The 16,467-nt window shown below is 67.2% G+C and carries 13 protein-coding genes; 9 read left to right on the top strand and 4 right to left on the bottom strand.

Annotated features, from left to right (window positions below; genetic code table 11):
* Nucleotides 1–525: 525 nt before the first annotated feature.
* Genes Q9K23_RS05160 through Q9K23_RS05190 form a run of 7 tightly spaced genes read left to right on the top strand, consistent with a single transcriptional unit; the run spans nt 526 to nt 8,434 of the window.
* Complete coding sequence (locus Q9K23_RS05160) at nt 526–2,100, top strand: ABC transporter substrate-binding protein (protein ID WP_053777668.1); 1,575 nt, start codon at nt 526–528, stop codon at nt 2,098–2,100.
* Nucleotides 2,097–3,140: an ABC transporter permease gene (locus tag Q9K23_RS05165; RefSeq protein ID WP_020790496.1), complete on the top strand. Its 1,044-nt coding sequence runs from the start codon at nt 2,097–2,099 to the stop codon at nt 3,138–3,140. Before Q9K23_RS05160 ends, Q9K23_RS05165 begins: the two co-directional genes overlap by 4 nt.
* A gap of 2 nt (nt 3,141–3,142) precedes the next feature.
* Nucleotides 3,143–3,997: an ABC transporter permease gene (locus Q9K23_RS05170; RefSeq protein ID WP_020790499.1), complete on the top strand. Its 855-nt coding sequence runs from the start codon at nt 3,143–3,145 to the stop codon at nt 3,995–3,997.
* On the top strand, nt 3,997–5,634 hold the full coding sequence (locus Q9K23_RS05175; RefSeq protein ID WP_020790497.1) for an ABC transporter ATP-binding protein: 1,638 nt from the start codon (nt 3,997–3,999) through the stop codon (nt 5,632–5,634). Before Q9K23_RS05170 ends, Q9K23_RS05175 begins: the two co-directional genes overlap by 1 nt.
* Before the next feature lie 2 nt (nt 5,635–5,636).
* Nucleotides 5,637–7,067 (top strand): NtaA/DmoA family FMN-dependent monooxygenase, encoded by a 1,431-nt coding sequence (locus tag Q9K23_RS05180; RefSeq protein WP_020790493.1) that lies wholly within the window; start codon nt 5,637–5,639, stop codon nt 7,065–7,067.
* Nucleotides 7,068–7,125: 58 nt separating this feature from the next.
* On the top strand, nt 7,126–7,740 hold the full coding sequence (locus Q9K23_RS05185) for a class I SAM-dependent methyltransferase (RefSeq protein WP_053777667.1): 615 nt from the start codon (nt 7,126–7,128) through the stop codon (nt 7,738–7,740).
* Nucleotides 7,741–7,744: 4 nt separating this feature from the next.
* Nucleotides 7,745–8,434, top strand: coding sequence for a PIG-L family deacetylase (locus Q9K23_RS05190; protein WP_059036208.1), 690 nt, complete (start codon nt 7,745–7,747; stop codon nt 8,432–8,434).
* Between the two features lie 70 nt (nt 8,435–8,504).
* Here the strand turns inward: Q9K23_RS05190 and Q9K23_RS05195 are convergent, their stop codons facing one another.
* The 4 genes from Q9K23_RS05195 to Q9K23_RS05210 all read right to left on the bottom strand — a co-directional run bounded on the left by Q9K23_RS05195 (nt 8,505) and on the right by Q9K23_RS05210 (nt 13,587).
* Nucleotides 8,505–10,085 (bottom strand): APC family permease, encoded by a 1,581-nt coding sequence (locus Q9K23_RS05195; RefSeq protein WP_020790492.1) that lies wholly within the window; start codon nt 10,083–10,085, stop codon nt 8,505–8,507.
* 145 nt (nt 10,086–10,230) lie between these two features.
* A complete protein-coding gene (locus Q9K23_RS05200) occupies nt 10,231–11,574 on the bottom strand; it encodes a hypothetical protein (RefSeq protein WP_053777665.1) in 1,344 nt (447 codons plus the stop codon).
* Nucleotides 11,571–12,371, bottom strand: a complete 801-nt coding sequence (locus Q9K23_RS05205; protein ID WP_305950416.1) for an alpha/beta fold hydrolase — start codon at nt 12,369–12,371, stop codon at nt 11,571–11,573. The genes Q9K23_RS05200 and Q9K23_RS05205 overlap by 4 nt, the downstream gene beginning before the upstream one ends.
* Before the next feature lie 193 nt (nt 12,372–12,564).
* On the bottom strand, nt 12,565–13,587 hold the full coding sequence (locus tag Q9K23_RS05210; RefSeq protein ID WP_261977971.1) for a hypothetical protein: 1,023 nt from the start codon (nt 13,585–13,587) through the stop codon (nt 12,565–12,567).
* Nucleotides 13,588–13,819: 232 nt separating this feature from the next.
* Here Q9K23_RS05210 and Q9K23_RS05215 point away from each other — a divergent pair, with 232 nt between their 5' ends.
* Together Q9K23_RS05215 and Q9K23_RS05220 are read left to right on the top strand one after the other, a co-directional pair.
* Nucleotides 13,820–14,776, top strand: a complete 957-nt coding sequence (locus tag Q9K23_RS05215) for a phosphotriesterase (RefSeq protein ID WP_020792717.1) — start codon at nt 13,820–13,822, stop codon at nt 14,774–14,776.
* Nucleotides 14,777–14,854: 78 nt separating this feature from the next.
* A complete protein-coding gene (locus Q9K23_RS05220) occupies nt 14,855–16,387 on the top strand; it encodes an AMP-binding protein (RefSeq protein ID WP_305950417.1) in 1,533 nt (510 codons plus the stop codon).
* Nucleotides 16,388–16,467: the final 80 nt, after the last annotated feature.

Consider the following 16,467-nt stretch of genomic DNA (forward strand, 5'->3'; position numbering starts at 1 on the left):
GGTGTTCACCTGATCGGCCCCGGTCAGCGCGGCGATTCTCGGCTCCTTGCCGACCGGCGAATCTCGAACCTCTTCGGCGGCAACGACAACCGTCATACGATCGCCCCCGAGTGATCTCGTCGAACCCGCATGTCCTCATCTCCTCGCCGATGTCTCACCGATCACCGACGCCCTGGCGCCGGCCACTCAGCGAGCCTGCTCGCCGGGCATCGTCGCGCCCACCGTTACACCCAGCGCGATTCTGGCGGAAGCTCCACATCGTCGGAATCTGCCCTGGTCGTACTGGATGAGTCGGCTGCGACGTACCTCACAATTGTTGGACATCAGTGCATTACAGCGGTCGCGAGCGTCACGGACATCACCGGGATTCCCGATATGTCCGATAGACCCAGGCTGAACTCATCTGTGACCTCGACACGATGGCCGACGTAACGTCGCTGCCTGTGCCGCCACTCCATGGCACTTTCAGGCGACGGCGTCATGCCGGACCACCTCCTTGTTTGCTTGTCGATCTGGACGGACTACATGAGACTCTTTCGGGGCCGATACCGACTCCTCCTGGCGCTGACCCTGTTGGCCGCCACCGTGGTGACCGCGTGCAGCGGGAACGCCGGCGCGAACACCGACACCCTGGTCGTGGGCCTGTACACCGAACCGACCGCCATCGACCCTCAGCGGGAGTACTACTGGGAGACCTTCCGGGTTGCGCGCAACGTGTACGAACCCCTGGTCCAGGAGGAACTCTCCTCGTCGACCGGCGTCACGAAACTCGTTCCCGGCCTGGCGACCGCATGGCATTCCAACCCCGACGGGTCGGTGTGGACGTTCGACCTGCGACGCAACGTGAAGTTCCATGATGGAACCGACTTCGATGCCGCAGCATTGGATTTCAATGTCAAGCGGTTCAGTGACCCGTCGTTCGAGTTCTACGATCAGAAGAGCGCCGCAATGCTCAAGGCGCGGTTCTCCGACCTACGCTCCACCCGGGTCGTCGACGATCACACCTACGAGTTCAGCTTCAATCACCCGTATCTGGGCTTTCCCCGGCTCCTGGCACAGTCCATCGGGTCACCGCTCGTCTTCAGTCCCACTGCACTGCAGAAGTACGGAAACGACGGTCTCTCCGACCATCCCACCGGGACCGGACCGTACACATGGGTGGAGCGGAAGGTGAACGACCACATCACCCTTGCGCGCTTCGACGGATACTGGGGCGAGCAGCCCCAGCTGAACCGACTCGTGTTCCGCACCATCGCCAACAACCAGAGCCGGCTCGCCGCGTTCCAGAGCGGTGAGATCGACATCCTGACCCGGGTGCAGCCGACCGATGTGAAGCTCCTGGAAGGCCAGGGCGCCTCGGTCCCGACGGGAACGGGAGCCCAGCTCGACTACGCCTCCTTCTTGTTCGGCAACCGCTGGGCCCAGAATCCACAGGTCCGATCCGCGGTCGCACTGGCCATCGACCGAGACGGCATCGCCCGGAACATCTACTCGGGGTATGCACAACCGCTGTGGTCGTTCCTCAATCCGGGTAACGAGGCCTACGACGCCGACCACCGCGTCTACCGCTACGACCCCGAGCAGGCCAAACAGATCCTCGCGGCCGCCGGCATCACACCCGGACAGGTCTCGTTCAACATCATCGCCGACCTGGCGGGGCAACCCGAGGCCGAGTACATCTCCGGCAATCTCAAGTCCGTCGGGATCGATGCGCCGGTGATCGCCCTCGAACGCGGCAACTACTCCGCCCGCATCTCCAAACCGCAACCCGACGACGGTTTCCATCTCGGCGAGTACGGCGGCACCTATCCGGAATGGGTCCAGGAGGGCTTCAACTCCACGGTGCTGGCCAACGGCGGCGAGCAGTACGTCGACCACCCCGCCATCAAAGAGTCTTTCGACGCTGCCCGCTACACCTCCGACCCCGCCGCACGGATCGGCTTGTGGCAGCATGCCGACGAGGTGGTCGCCGGCTCGCACGCGGTGATCCCGACGGTCAACTTCACGCGGTACTACGCCGTGAGTCCCGATGTGCACGGCTTCGTGTGGCCCAACACCAACTGGTACGACCTGGGCCCGGTGACCAAGGCAGCCGGATGAGTTCGTCACCGGTTGCCGACGAGTTCACCGCCGCCGTACCGAGTTCGGCGCCATCAGCCCGGGAGTGGTTGTCCTCCGTGGCGGTCCGGCACAGCCTGGCATTGCGGATCTGTGGCCGCGTGCTGATCGGCATACCGGTCCTGTTCGTGATCTCGATACTGGTGTTCGCCGTCGGCAAGGCCAGCAGCGGTGACCCGATCGCCGCGACGCTCCACGGCACGCTCCCACCCGACGCGATCGCCGACCTCCAGGCCGCATACGGGCTCGATCGACCTCTCCCCCAGCAGTACTGGGCGTGGTTGAGCGGATTCTCCTCTGGTGGTGGACGTTCCATCGTGAACGGCACCCCGGTCCTGGACACCCTCGGCACCGCGTTCGTCAATACTCTGATCCTGACCGGTGCCGCCGTCGTGGTGTCGGTCGTGGTGGGGGTCGCCATCGGAACCGTCGCGGCGCTCAACCACAACTCGTTGGTCGACCGGATCATCATGCTGATCGTCCAGATCGGGTCGAGCCTGTCGGTGTACTGGTTCGGTCTGGTACTCATCTGGGTCTTCGCGCTGCAGTGGAAGGTGTTGCCGACCGGCGGAATGCGCGATCTCACCGGCGACGGTTCATTGTCGGACCTGATCGCGCATCTGGTCCTGCCTGCGTTCTCCGCGGCCTTGGTCTCGATGCTCATCATCGCGCGTTTCGCCCGGGCCGGGGTCATCGAGGCCGCCGAATCCGACTATGTCCGGACCCTGCGCTCCCAGGGTGTGCCGCCGTGGCGGATCGTGGGCAAGCACATCGGCCGCAATCTGGCACCGACGATCGTCAACCTCACCGGACTGGAGATCGGAACCCTGCTGAGCGGGGCGGTGTTCGTCGAATTCGTGTTCAGTTGGCCGGGTATCGGCACCGAACTGATGAATGCGATCAGCGCCCACGACTTCCCGGTGATCCAGTGCGGTGTCCTGCTCGTGACCATCGTCTTCGTCCTGGTCAACCTGGTCACCGATGTCATCGGTGACCTCCTGAACCCCCGGCTGAGGACCTGACCATGTCGATCGCACAAGTCCGCGTCCACCGCCCGCGGTGGACGCACCAGCCCCAGCTCGTCGCGGGGGTCGTCATCTTGTTCCTCGTTGCCGTGGTCTCACTCCTCGCGCCGTGGGTCGCGCCCTACGATCCGATCGTCGCCGACGCCGCCAACCGCTATCTGCCGCCTGGCACCGGCGGCCATCTGCTCGGCACCGACGAACAGGGACGCGATGTGCTCAGTCGCATCATCTGGGGTGCGCGGGCCACCGTGGGGCCGACGGTGGCGGCGACCACCGTGGCCGTCGTCCTCGGATCGGTCCTGGGTCTCCTCGCCGGCTGGTCACGATCGTGGTGGTCGGCGCTGGTCATGCGGATCGTCGACATCATGTTCGCCTTCCCGGTGGTCATCGTGGCCTTCGCACTCGCCGAGGCCATCGGGATGGGGGTGTGGGTGGTCGCCACTGCCGTCGTGTTCGCCGCTGCCCCCTATGTCGCCCGCGTGGTCTTCGCCGAGACCCGGCGCGAGCGCGAGAAGGAATACGTACAGGCGGCAACGACTCTCGGGGCCTCGACGCGAGGCGTGATCCTCGGCGAGTTGCTGCCGAACGTGGCCGCGGCGATCGTCGTCTACTGGACGAGCCTGATCGGGATACTCGTGGTGCTGGCCTCCAGCCTCAGTGCCGTCGGCATCGGTGTTCAGCCCCCGACACCCGACTGGGGCCGCATGGTTGCCGAAGGCGCGAAGGTCCTGATCTCCGGCAGTCCGGTGGTGGCGCTGGCACCCGGGATCGCGATCCTCGTCGTGGCCTTGGCATTCAACTGGGTCGGCGACGGCCTTCGCGATGTCCTCGATCCGAACTGGGGAACACACTGATGACCACACCACTGCTACGCATCGACGGACTCTCGGTACGGTTCGAGGGCCGGGCCCGGCGCGTCATCGCGGTCGCAGATCTCAGCCTGGAGCTCCGGCGTGGTGAGGTACTCGCACTGGTCGGCGAGTCCGGTTCCGGTAAGAGCGTGACCGCATCGGCGATCGCCGGCCTGCTGCCGAAGGGCGCGGACGTCGACGGTTCGATCGTCTTCGACGGCAACGAGATCGTGGGCGCACCCGAGCGGCGGCTCCGCACACTGCGCGGCGCCCGGATCGGGACGGTCTTCCAGAACCCCGCGACATCGTTCGACCCGTCGTTCACCATCGGCAACCAACTCGTCGAACTGATTCGCCTGCATCGTCGGCTCAACCGGCCCGAAGCACGTGAAGTGGCCGTCGAATGGCTACGACGCGTGGGGATCTCCGATCCCGACCGCGTCCTCCGCAGCTATCCGCATCAACTCAGCGGCGGTATGCGTCAACGCATCATGATCGCCGTCGCCTGTATCCCGCACCCCGACCTGCTGATCGCCGACGAACCGACCACCGCACTCGATCCGACACTGTCGGTCCAGATCCTCGATCTCCTCGACGAGCTGCGCTCCGAGCTCGGCATCACCGTGCTGATCGTGACACACGATTTCGGGGTCGTCGCGCGGGTCAGCGACTCCGTGGCGGTCCTCCGTGGTGGCGAGCTCGTGGAGACCGGTCCGACCCGTACGGTCCTCACCGATCCCCGGCATCCGTACACCCGGCGCCTCATCGCCGCCGCGCCCGTCCTGCGTTCCGTCCCGGCGGCCGCGTCGAGCAGTGCGGGCCCGGACGACCCGGTACTCATCGCCGAGTCGCTGACCCGCACCTATGCGGCCACCCGGGACACCGGGGCCTTTGCCGCCGTCGACGATGTGTCGGTGACCGTCCGACGCCACCGGACGCTCGGTCTGATCGGTGAGTCCGGGTCCGGCAAGTCGACCCTGGCACGGCTGATCGCCGGCATCGAGCACCCGACATCCGGACAGGTCACGTTGATCGGCGCGCACGCTGAGCCGGGTGTCGACGTCGGCACGTTGCCCCGGCACGACCGCGCACGCCGCATCCAGCTGGTGTTCCAGGACCATGGCAGCGCCCTGAACCCGCGCCGCCGAATCGGCGCGCAGATCGCCCGGCCGATCCGGCAGGTGATCGCGGGTACGACCCGCGCAGAGTCGATCGCCCAGGCACGTCGACTGCTCGAGCAGGTCGGTCTCGATCCGGAGTTCGCCGACCGATATCCCCATCAGCTCTCCGGTGGCCAGCGGCAACGGGTCGGTCTGGCACGCGCCCTCGGCGTCCGTCCCGAGGTCATCATCCTCGACGAACCCACTTCGGCCCTCGACGTCACCACCCAGGCCGAGATCCTGCAATTGCTCGCCAGGGTGCGCGAGGAGACAGGGGTGACATTCATCCTGATCTCCCACGATCTCGCCGTGGTCCACGACTTCGCCGACGACATCATCGTGCTGGATCACGGCCGGATCGTCGACCGTTTCGAGGCCGCCGACCTCACCGGCCGGGAACGCAGCCCCTACACCCGCCGTCTGGTCGACGCGGTCCTCCCGGTCGCGATCGACCCACTGCCCATACCCTCCCGGAGTTGAGAATGCCCACCACCCCGCATCGCCCACTGATCCTCAACGCGACCGACATGGCCACCGCCAACCACATCGCCTTCGGGCTCTGGCGTCTGGCCGACCCGGACAAGCCCGACTACACAACACTGCGGTTCTGGACCGATCTCGCGATCGAACTGGAACAGTCCGGATTCGACGCACTGTTCCTCACCGACGCGCTCGGGCAGCTCGACACCTACACCGCCAGTGCCGACCCGGCGCTGCGCACCGCGACGCAGACACCCCTCGACGATCCGCTCCTCGCGGTATCGGCGATGGCCGCGGTGACCGAACAGCTCGGCTTCGCGGTGACCGTCTCGGCCACCTACGAGCATCCCTACCTGCTCGCCCGCAAGTTCACCACCCTCGACCATCTGACCGACGGCCGCATCGGATGGAACATCGTGACCTCGCAACTCGACAGCGCGGCAAGGAACCTCGGCCTGGAGCGGCAGATCCCCCACGACGAACGCTACGAACGTGCCGAGGAGTTCCTCACGGTGGCGTACAAACTGTGGGAGGGATCGTGGGATGAGGGCGCAGTGCTCCGCGACCGTGGGACCGGGGTCTACGCCGATCCCTCCAGGGTCCATGCGATCGGACACCACGGCCGCTACTTCTCGGTTCCCGGCGCGGCCCTGAGCGAACCATCCCGACAACGCACCCCGGTTCTGTACCAGGCCGGAACATCACCCCGTGGAAGTCTTTTCGCCGCTCGTCACGCCGAGATCGTCTTCGTCGCGGGCCACGAGCCCGACGTCCTGCGCCGAAACATCGACCGGATTCGTGTGCTGGCACGCGAGCAGGGTCGCGAACCCGACGACATCAAGTTCGTCGCGTCGGCGCTGGTGATCACCGATGAGACGGATGCGGGCGCCGAAGCCAAACTACGCAGGTATCAGGACGCCTACAGCATCGAGGGCGCCCTGACCCACTTCTCGGCCATCACCGGTATCGACTGGTCCGAGTACGACATCGACGCACCCCTCTCCTACATCGAAACCGACAGCAACCGTTCGATTCTCGCCTCTCTCACCACCGACGCCCCACCCGGCAGTGTCTGGACTCTCCGCCGTCTGCTCGCACCCGCCCGCGGGGTCTCCTATGCCGATGCCGTCGTCGGGTCGGGGACGACGGTGGCCGACCGGCTCGAGAAGCTCGCCGACGAGACCGGCGTCGACGGCTTCAACCTCTCTGCAGCCGTCGCGCACGAGAGCTACCGGGACATCGCCGATCACGTCATCCCGGTGCTCCGTGACCGCGGACGGATACGTCGGCCCGCATCGGCGACGGCGTCATTGCGCGAGAAACTGTTCGAGACGACAGAACCCCACATCGGTTCGCGTCATCCGGCCTCCCGATACCGCAACGCGTTCACCGGGCTGCCGTCGGCGGCACCGCGCCCGGTCGCCGCATCCTGACACCGCCGGCAGGACGTCTCACCTCGACAACGGTTCGTCTGCGGGTAACGTCACACCCATGGCCACGACCCCGCCCCGATGGTTCACCGACACCAAACCCGGCCACAGCGAGTGGTACATCGAACGGTTCCGCACGATGGCCCGCGAAGGCGCCGACCTGGGCGGCGAGGCCCGGATGATCGATGCGATGGTGCCGCGTGGCGCCCGGGTTCTCGACGCCGGGTGCGGGCCGGGCCGCATCGGTTCCTTCCTGCACGTCGCCGGACACACTGTGGTCGGCGTGGACGTCGACCCGGCCCTGATCGCCGCCGCACAGGCCGATCATCCCGGGCCGCGGTGGCTGGTCGGCGACCTCAGCGAACTGGACCTCGACGCACAGGGTGAGACCGATCCGTTCGACGCGATCGTGTGCGCGGGCAATGTGATGGTCTTCCTCGCCCCGGGTACCGAGGTGCAGGTGCTGCGCCGGCTGTCGGCGCATCTGGCCGAGAACGGCGTGCTGGTGGTCGGCTTCCACACCAACCGCGAGCTCTCCCTGGAGGCCTTCGACGCCGCCGTGGCCGAGACCGACCTCTACGTCGAACATCGTTTCGCCACATGGGATCTGCGCGCATGGCATCCGGATGCGGACTTCGCGGTGACGGTCCTGCGCCACAGCACTGATCGAGCGTGACGCCGTGACCGGGCTCGACGAGTTCCCCACCGGGTGGCAGACCGCACTGGCGCTCGTCGCCCATCCCGACGACCCCGAGTACGGCATGGCCGCCGCGGTCGCACGCTGGACCGGCGAGGGCCGGCGCGTGGTCTACGCCCTGGCCTCGAGCGGAGAGGCCGGTATCGCGGGTATGGCGCCCGAACAGGCCGGACCGCTACGCGAGGACGAGCAGCGGGCGTCGGCGCGGATCGTCGGGGTGGACGAGGTGGAGTTCTGGGGCTTCCCCGACAGCGAGATCCGCAACACCCCCGAACTGCGGGAACGGATCGGCGAGACCATCCGGCGCGTCGCACCCGAGGTGATCCTGTCGCTCTACGGCGGACCCGAGTGGGCGCCGGGTGCGCCGAACCAGCGCGATCACATGGAGTTCTCCGCGGCGGTCCTCGACGCATACGACGCCTTGCCCGCCGACGCCCGCCCGCGTTGGCTGTTCGAGAACGGCCCGCACCCGACGCACGCCGTGGACGTCGAGGCACAGGTCCCGGCCGCGATCGACGCCTTGTCGGCGCACCGGGTGTACCTGGAGGTGCTCGATCCGACGACACCGGTCGCCGATCAGGCCCGGGCACAGGTGGACCGGACGACCACACCGCGCGACGACTTCGACGGTCGCCGCGCGGCGTGCTTCGAGCTCAAACGGGTCACCGGCTGAACCGGGTCGACCGACACCGGATGTGCTTGCCGGCCAGGATGTCTCACCCGGTTCCGGCAGCCGGCGGCGTCTACCGGTCGACGGTCCGGTGGCCGGGCGCCTCCTCGTCGAGTACCTCGAGGATGCCCAGGTCGGCCAACCGTTCCTGTTCCTCGGTGGACAGCGTCTGGATGCTGCCGACGCGGGCCGCGATCTCGGGGCGGGCGACGCGCAGGTAGGCGTACCACAACAGCCCGACGGCGAGGATGCCGAGGAAGACGAACGGCAGGATGCTGAACGGGAACGCCGGCACCGGGTACACATTGCTGACGATCACATATCCGAGCGCCGCGATCGCCAGGCCGGACACGATCGCCCGCGCCGGGGTCAGCGCCTTGATCCGGTACAGCCAGATCGGTGTGGCGATCACCACCAGCAGGTAGCTGACCAGGAATCCCCAGGTCGCCACGTAGCCGCCGTACACGTCGAACACGAGGCGGCCGGCCGAGGAGAAGGTGGCCACGACGGCGAAGACCAGGGCCAGCGCACCGACGAAGACCACCCCGACCCACGGCGTCTTGTAGCGCGGATGGACCTTGGCGAAGACCTGCGGGAGTGCACCCTCGTGGGCGAGGGTGAACAACGACCGTGCCGCCGACGTGGTGACCGCGGTGACGAAGACGATGAACGCCACCGAGACCGCGGCACTGACCACCGGGTTGATCCATGACACGTGCGAGGCATCGGCGAGCTGTGGCAGCACCGCCTTGTCGCCGTCGATCCCGTTGAAGTGCAACACCTGTGGGTAGGTTGCAAGGATGTAGAGCACCCCGAGGATGAGTACGACGCGCAGCAGCGACCGTGCGATCGTGCGGTGCGCATCACGCGCCTCGGCCCCGAGGGATGCGACACTCTCGAAGCCGGCGTAGGCGCCGACCGCGGTCACCGCGGCGACGAAGGTCGAACTGTGTCCGAGATTGCTCGGATTCCACTGCTCGGTGTCGATCCGCCAGCCGTAGCTGACATAGGACGCCACGATGATCACGAATATCGCTGCGACGGCGACGACCTCGAAGATCAGCTCGTACCTGGCGGCCAGGGAGGCACCACGGAGCGGGAGGTACACCCCCACCCCGACGACGACCGCCACGAGCAGCAACCGGAACCACGATGCCTGCGAGCCCAACCCGATCTCCTCGAGGAAGGCGTCGACGTAGAGGACGCCGCCGAGAGTGCCGGTGGTGGCGAATCCGATGTAGCCCAACAGAAGACTGAACCCGGCGGCGAAGGCGAAGCCCGGCCCCAGACCGTTGCCGGTGTAGGTTCCCAACGATCCCGAGGTCACCGTGCGCCGCGCCTGATAGCCGATGGTGGTGGCGATCAGGACCGCGATCACCAGACCGACGATCGCCGCCCAGGCCGCTCCCTTACCCGATGCGGTGTAGAGCGAGAACGGCACCGAGGCGATCGCGACGCTCGGTGCGGCCGCGGCCAGTCCCTGCGCGAACACTCCCCAATGCCCGAGTGCACCTCGCGCCAGGCCGGTGTCCTCGGCGGCCGTCAGCCGACGGCCACCCAGGCTCACCGCCTGCGCACCACGTTCCCGGACTTCGACGCCCTCTGCCGGACTCACCTCGCTCCCCGGCGAATCAGGCTGTACCTCAATCGACATGACACTTCACCTTCCACGCGAGCACAGATCGTGCATTGACCAGAAGGAGTATGTCCGACGGCTATATCCGTTACCCCCCTTAGGTTCTCACGGGTTCTATCGGTGTGGACGGCGCGATCGGCCGCCACCGGATCCGCGACGACCGTCAGGAGTGCCACACGTCCTGGTGGTCACGATGCGTGGGCAGGTAGGCACCCGGATCGAAGTGGTGGTCATAGAAGTCGGTGTCGATATGTTGCGCCTGAAGGTAATTCAGGATGTGTACGGTCGGTACGGTTCCCGGTATCTTGCCGAACACGTCGTCCACGTAGGCGATCTGGCCGGTCAGCAGTTCGGTGAACCGCTCGTCATAGGGCGCCGCGGATGCCCGCACCCGCGGGGTGTCCCGCCACGGACCGTCGGTGTCGGGGTGAAAGGGCCCACCGGGGCCGAACTTCCGTTCCGTGAAGCGCGCCACCGCCTCGCCGGCATCGGCCACGTGCGGGCGTGACAGCGTCTCGAAGACTCCGGGCAGCCCCGTGGGATTGGGCAGCGACCACCTGTCGTCGGTCTGTACCTCGAATCCCAGACCGGGTACCGCCGGATCACCGGAGGCACCGAGGACCGACAATCGGTCGATCCCGTCGAAGGTCCATCCGCCCAGACCGAGTGCACCCAGGACGAGATGGCCGTTGTAGGCGGCGGTGACCAGCTCCGCACTCGCCTCGGCGAGGGTGTACTGCTCCACGAACGACAGCGGGAAGGGATCCCCCGCATGACGCAGCGACGGATCCGAGGCACCGGGGATCTCCCGATCGTGGATGTCGTCGTAGAGCCCGTATCCGTTCTGCAGGAAGAACGCGACGTTCGCGATGAAATGCTGGGCGAGGTCGGCGATGGGGATCACCAGCAGCGAGCCCGGATGGTTGGCGATCCAGGTGTTGTGGCCTTCCAGATACGGTTCTTCGCGTGGGAGATGTATCCGGTGATCAGAGATCTTGCGATACCGGCCGACCGTCTCGGCGAGCCAGTCCTCGACGCCCCCGTCCCCGATGTCCCCGCCCCCGATGTTCCCGTCCCCGATGTTCCCGCCGCGTCCACTGGGAGCAGGGGCGGCGTCGCGACTGGACAGGAAGTAGGTGCCCGAGTCGTCGGTGAAGAAGAACTCGGTGGTGTGGAATCCGGCGGCGGACGGAAACGTGCGCCCCGTGGCCGATCCCGAGTAGTTCGGCAGCGCCGGTGCATATCCGGGATGGTGGCTGATGCCGAAGTGCCGGCCGGTGACGCCGGTGACGACCGACAGGACGAGGGCACGCTCGACCTCGCTGAGCGGTTGGACCGGCCTGACGCTGGTGAAGGCGAGTTCTCCGGCGGGGATACGGCCGCCGACCGGGAACCGACGGGATCGGCGCCCGGTGATCGCACCGAGCAACGGGAAGGCGGCGAGGTCGGCCAGGGCGCGACGCTCGCCGTCGGTCAGGTCGAGTCCGCGCCGGTCCGTCGTCGTCACGAGGACACCGCCGAGGGCACGTGGTCGCCGATGTGCCGGCCGATCACCGCGGCGACGTGGGCGTGGGCCACCTCGTTGAGCACGTCGTGGGCGCCGTCGGCGACGACCTCCACGCGGAGCGTCGGCAGCCGGTCCTGCCACGCGGTGACACCGTCGAGCGGCGCCACGGCGTCGTTGCGGCCGTGGACGGCGAGCAGCGGGATCGTCGACGCCGGCAGGTCGCGGTCGAGTCTCTCCCATGCGGGCGTGAACAGTCGGCTCAGTTCGCCACCGATGTCGGCGGCGGTGAAGGCCAGCGGATCGTTGGCCAGCTCGTCGCGATAGAACGGGTCCGCCGACAGCGCATCCAGATCGAGTTCGAACGGGTCGTCGGAATCGACGGCGGCCTGCAGCCACGGCAGCGGCGACAGCGGCGCACCCGAGACGACGACGCTCGTGTACCGCCCGGGCCGGTCGAGTGCCGCGAACACGGCGCCGAGGCTGCCCAGCGAATGACCGCCGATCGCCAGGGGGACGTCGGGACGGTGCGCGGCGGCGAGATCGGTCAGCACCCGGGCGTTGTGGACGACGGCGTCATAGGAGCCGACGTTGCCGCGTTCGCCTTCGGAGAGTCCGTGGCCCGGCTGGTCGAGCGCCCACAGCTCGACTCCGTGTGAGGCGAGTTCGGCGGCATACCGGTGGTAGAGACCCGAGTGTTCACCGAATCCGTGCAAGAAGATCAGCGCTGCGGTCGGTGTGGTCTCGGCCGTCCAGTGGCGATAGAACACCCGGCCCTGCGCACCGTCGAAATAGGGCATGACTCACTCCTTTCCGGGGCGCGACGGGTTTCGTGCCCCGATTCGCTGCACGAGTACTTCGCAACCCACAGAGCATTCACCCGGCACCGGAGGGGTCGCCAGATTATGGCCCACCGCGATTCTCAGGGAGGCCGACGCACAGCGCCGCCGGTCATCGGACCGACGGCGCTGCGTTCTTCAGATGGTCAGGGATTCAGCCTCCGACACCGAGTAGCGCCGGGAGCACGCCCACGAGCTGGTTGAGCAACTGGGTCAGGGCATTCGAGTCGCCGAGTCCCGTCCCCGGAGTGGTGGTACCCGGAGTCGTGGTGCCCGGGGTGGTGGTGCCCGGGGTGGTCGGGGTCGTCGTCGACGGCGCGGTGCCGCCTTCGGGGGTGGTCGCCTGCGCCTGCCCGGTGGGTGCCGGCTGGTTGACGCCGATGGTGATCCGCGGGTTCTTTGCCGGGTCGAGCCAGACCAGGATCTGCCGCAGGATGTCCTTGTCGATGGCGACGCAGCCCATGGTGGGTTCACCGGTGCTGGCGTGCAAGAAGATCGCCGATGCCTTGCCCGGAATCCGTTGCGGGTTGTGCGCGATGTTCACCGCGTAGTCGTAGGCGGCACCGGAGTTGTACAGGTTCTCGCTGTCGCCGCCCGGACTCTGTGCCTGACGGACGTGGGTGTTGTAGGTCGGCGAGCTCGTGTCGGAGTCCCACCAGTCCTGCGTGTCGGTCTTGAAGTAGGGCATCTTGGTGCCGGGGTCGGCCAGCCGTCCGAAGGCCTGGTCGAGTGCGAAGGTGCCCTCGGGGGTGCGGTAGACGTTGTCCTGCGGCTGCCCCATCCCGAGTTCGCCGAGGAAGGCCTTGGTCGGACCGAACACCGGCCGCCAGGTCCCGTTGTCCTCCTTCTGGAAGGCGGTCAGTGTCGCGGTCTGGTCGCTCGCCTTGGGCGCGGTGACCACGATCATCTGACTGCTCTCACCGGCCTGCGGACCCAGCTCGGACGAGCCCGCACCGGAGAGCTTGTTCAGGATCGTGTCGAGCTCGGGAATCCCGGTCTCGGGAATGGAGATCCCCCCGAGCGCGCCCAGCCCGTTCGTACCCGGCGTGGATGTACCCGGTGTGGATGTACCGGGCGTGGATGTACCGGGCGTGGATGTACTGGGCGTCGTCGTGCCCGGGGTGGCTTGCGGCGCCGCGAGTGCGGCTCCGTTCCCGCCCGCGACGGCAGCGAGCATCGCAGCCACCATCAGTCCCACTAGTCCCAACGACCTCATCAGTAACTTCAGCACCACACCAGTGTGACAAAAGGCAAGAGCCACTGAGTCTCGCAACGGTCACAGTGCGACATGGATCCGATCACTACCGACTCTTGAATCTGAAATCAGGCTCAAGTAGCCTCGACGCCAGAGTGATCCACCCCACACTTCATCGCGACTGTGGGGTCACCCCCACCTCGAAGGGATGCGCATGTCCGTCGTCAACACCGTCACCGGCCCGATCGAATCGGCCGATCTCGGCACCACCCTGGTCCACGAGCACGTCTTCGTCCTCGGCGAGGAGTTCCGTCAGAACTACACCGAGTGGGACGAAGAGCAGAAGATCGCCGACGCGGTGCGCGACCTCAACGAGCTCAAGGGGCTGGGCGTCGACACGATCTTCGACCCCACCGTGCTCGGCCTGGGGCGCTACATCCCGCGGATCCAGAAGATCGCCGCACAGACCGACCTCACCATCGTGGTGGCCACCGGGCTCTACACCTACAACGACATCCCGTTCCAGTTCCACTACACCGGCCCCGGCCTGCTCTTCGACGTCCCCGAACCACTGGTCGAGTACTTCACCAAGGACCTCACCGAGGGCATCGCCGACACCGGGGTCAAGGCGGCGTTCCTCAAATGCGCGATCGAAGAACAGGGACTGACCCCCGGCGTCGAGCGGGTGATGCGCGCGGTCGGCATCACCTCCGCGCAGACCGGCGCACCCATCACCGTGCACACCAACCCGCACACCAGGTCCGGTCTCGTGGCCCAGAAGATCCTCGCGGAGGAGGGCGCCGACCTCACCAAGGTCGTGATCGGACACTCCGGCGACAGCACCGACCTCGACTACCTCATGGAGATCGCCGACGCCGGGTCGATCCTGGGCATGGACCGCTTCGGCCTCGACGTCCTCCTCCCGTTCGAGGACCGGATCAACACCGTCGTCGAGCTGGTCGCACGGGGGTACGCCGACCGCATGGCCCTGGCCCACGATGCATCGTGCTTCATCGACTGGTTCGACCCCGATGCGAAGCGGGCGGCCGTGCCCAAGTGGAACTTCCGCCACATCAGCGAGGACGTCCTGCCCGCCCTGCGCGAACGCGGCGTCACCGACGAGCAGATCACCACCATGCTCGTCGACGTCCCACGCCGCTACTTCGAGTGACCCACCCGGACCCGCCGCACCCCTCATCACGCGCCTCCCGGCGCCCCTCACGAATCCACCCGAGCAGAAACGGATCCCATGGCCAGCATCGTCACCGACCTGCGGCAGTGTGCCGACTCCCATCCCGATCGCCCCGCCGTGCGCGCCGGCGACCGCATCCTGTCCTACGCCGACCTGCGTGACCGGATCGCCCGCGCCGCAACCAGACTCGCCGCGGCCGGGGTCTCCCGCGACGACCGCGTACTGCTGATCGCGCCGTCGGTCCCGGAGTTCGCGATCGCCTACTACGGACTGCAGTCGGTCGGGGCCACCGCGATCACCCTGAACGTGATGTCGACGCCCGCCGAGATCGGTTATGTCATCGACGATTCCGGGACATCGCTGGTTCTGGCGTGGCATCGGTGCGCCGAGGCCGCGCGGTCGGCGGCGGGTGAACGCGGTCTCCCGATGCTCGAACTCACCGAGTTCGAGAACGAACCCGACGACGCCGTCGCGGCCACCGCACCCGTCGACCGCGACGCCGACGACACCGCGGTGATCCTCTACACCTCCGGCACCACCGGACGGCCCAAGGGCGCCCAGCTCACCGTCGCCAACATCGACGCGGTCCCGGCCGCCTTCCAGGCCGCCCTGCAGGTCGGCGAACACGAACGCTGGGCCACCGCGCTGCCCCTGTTCCACTGCTTCGGGCAGGTCGTGGTGATGCACAACGCCCTCGCCGGTGGCGGCACCCTCTCGCTGCTGAGTCCGTTCACCCCGACGGCCTTCATGGATCGTCTTCGTGACGAGCACATCACCATCGCCTGCGGCGTGCCGACCATGTGGAACGCCATGCTGCAGGTCACCGAGGGCTACACCCCCGCCGACTTCGCCGACCTGCGGTTGGCGTGTTCGGGTGGCGCATCCATGCCCGGCGAGGTGATCCGGGAGTTCTCCGACCGGTTCGGCTGCTCCATCCTCGAGGGATACGGGCTCACCGAGACCGCCGGCACCACCACCTTCCGCAACCTCGAGGGGCCGCCGAAGGTGGGCACCGTGGGTCCGGCCCTGCCCGGGTTCACCATCGAGGTCCGCGATCCCGACGGCCATCCGGTGCCCGCCGACGAGATCGGTGAGATCTTCATCAAGGGCCCCACCGTGATGAAGGGCTATTGGAACCGGCCCGACGCCACCGCCGCCGAACTGGTCGACGGCTGGTTCCGCACCGGCGATCTGGGCACGATGGACACCGACGGCGATGTACGTATTGTGGACCGCACCAAGGACATGATCATCCGCGGTGGGTACAACGTGTACCCGCGCGAGGTCGAGGAGGTCCTCTACACCCATCCCGACATCGTCGAGGTGGCGGTGATCGGTGTGGCCGACGACCACTACGGCGAGGAGATCGCCGCGGTCATCACTCCCCGGCCGGGCACCCAGATCGATCCGGATGCGTTGCGCGCGTGGACCAAAGAACGCCTCTCGGCCTACAAGGTGCCGCGCATCATCCGCTTCGTCGACGCACTCCCCAAGGGTGCGACGGGCAAGATCCTCAAGCGTGCGATCGACCGCTCGGAGCTCGTCGCACCGACGAGTGCGGCCACCGGACGATCCGGTGGCGGCCTGTGACGGCACCCACAGCATAATGTACCCATGGACGTTGTCACGATCCTCTGGCGCGGCGAACTGACCCGCGGGTAGCCTGACCG

The sequence above is a fragment of the Gordonia sp. NB41Y genome (genome assembly GCF_030718915.1).
GTDB classification, from domain to species: domain Bacteria; phylum Actinomycetota; class Actinomycetes; order Mycobacteriales; family Mycobacteriaceae; genus Gordonia; species Gordonia desulfuricans.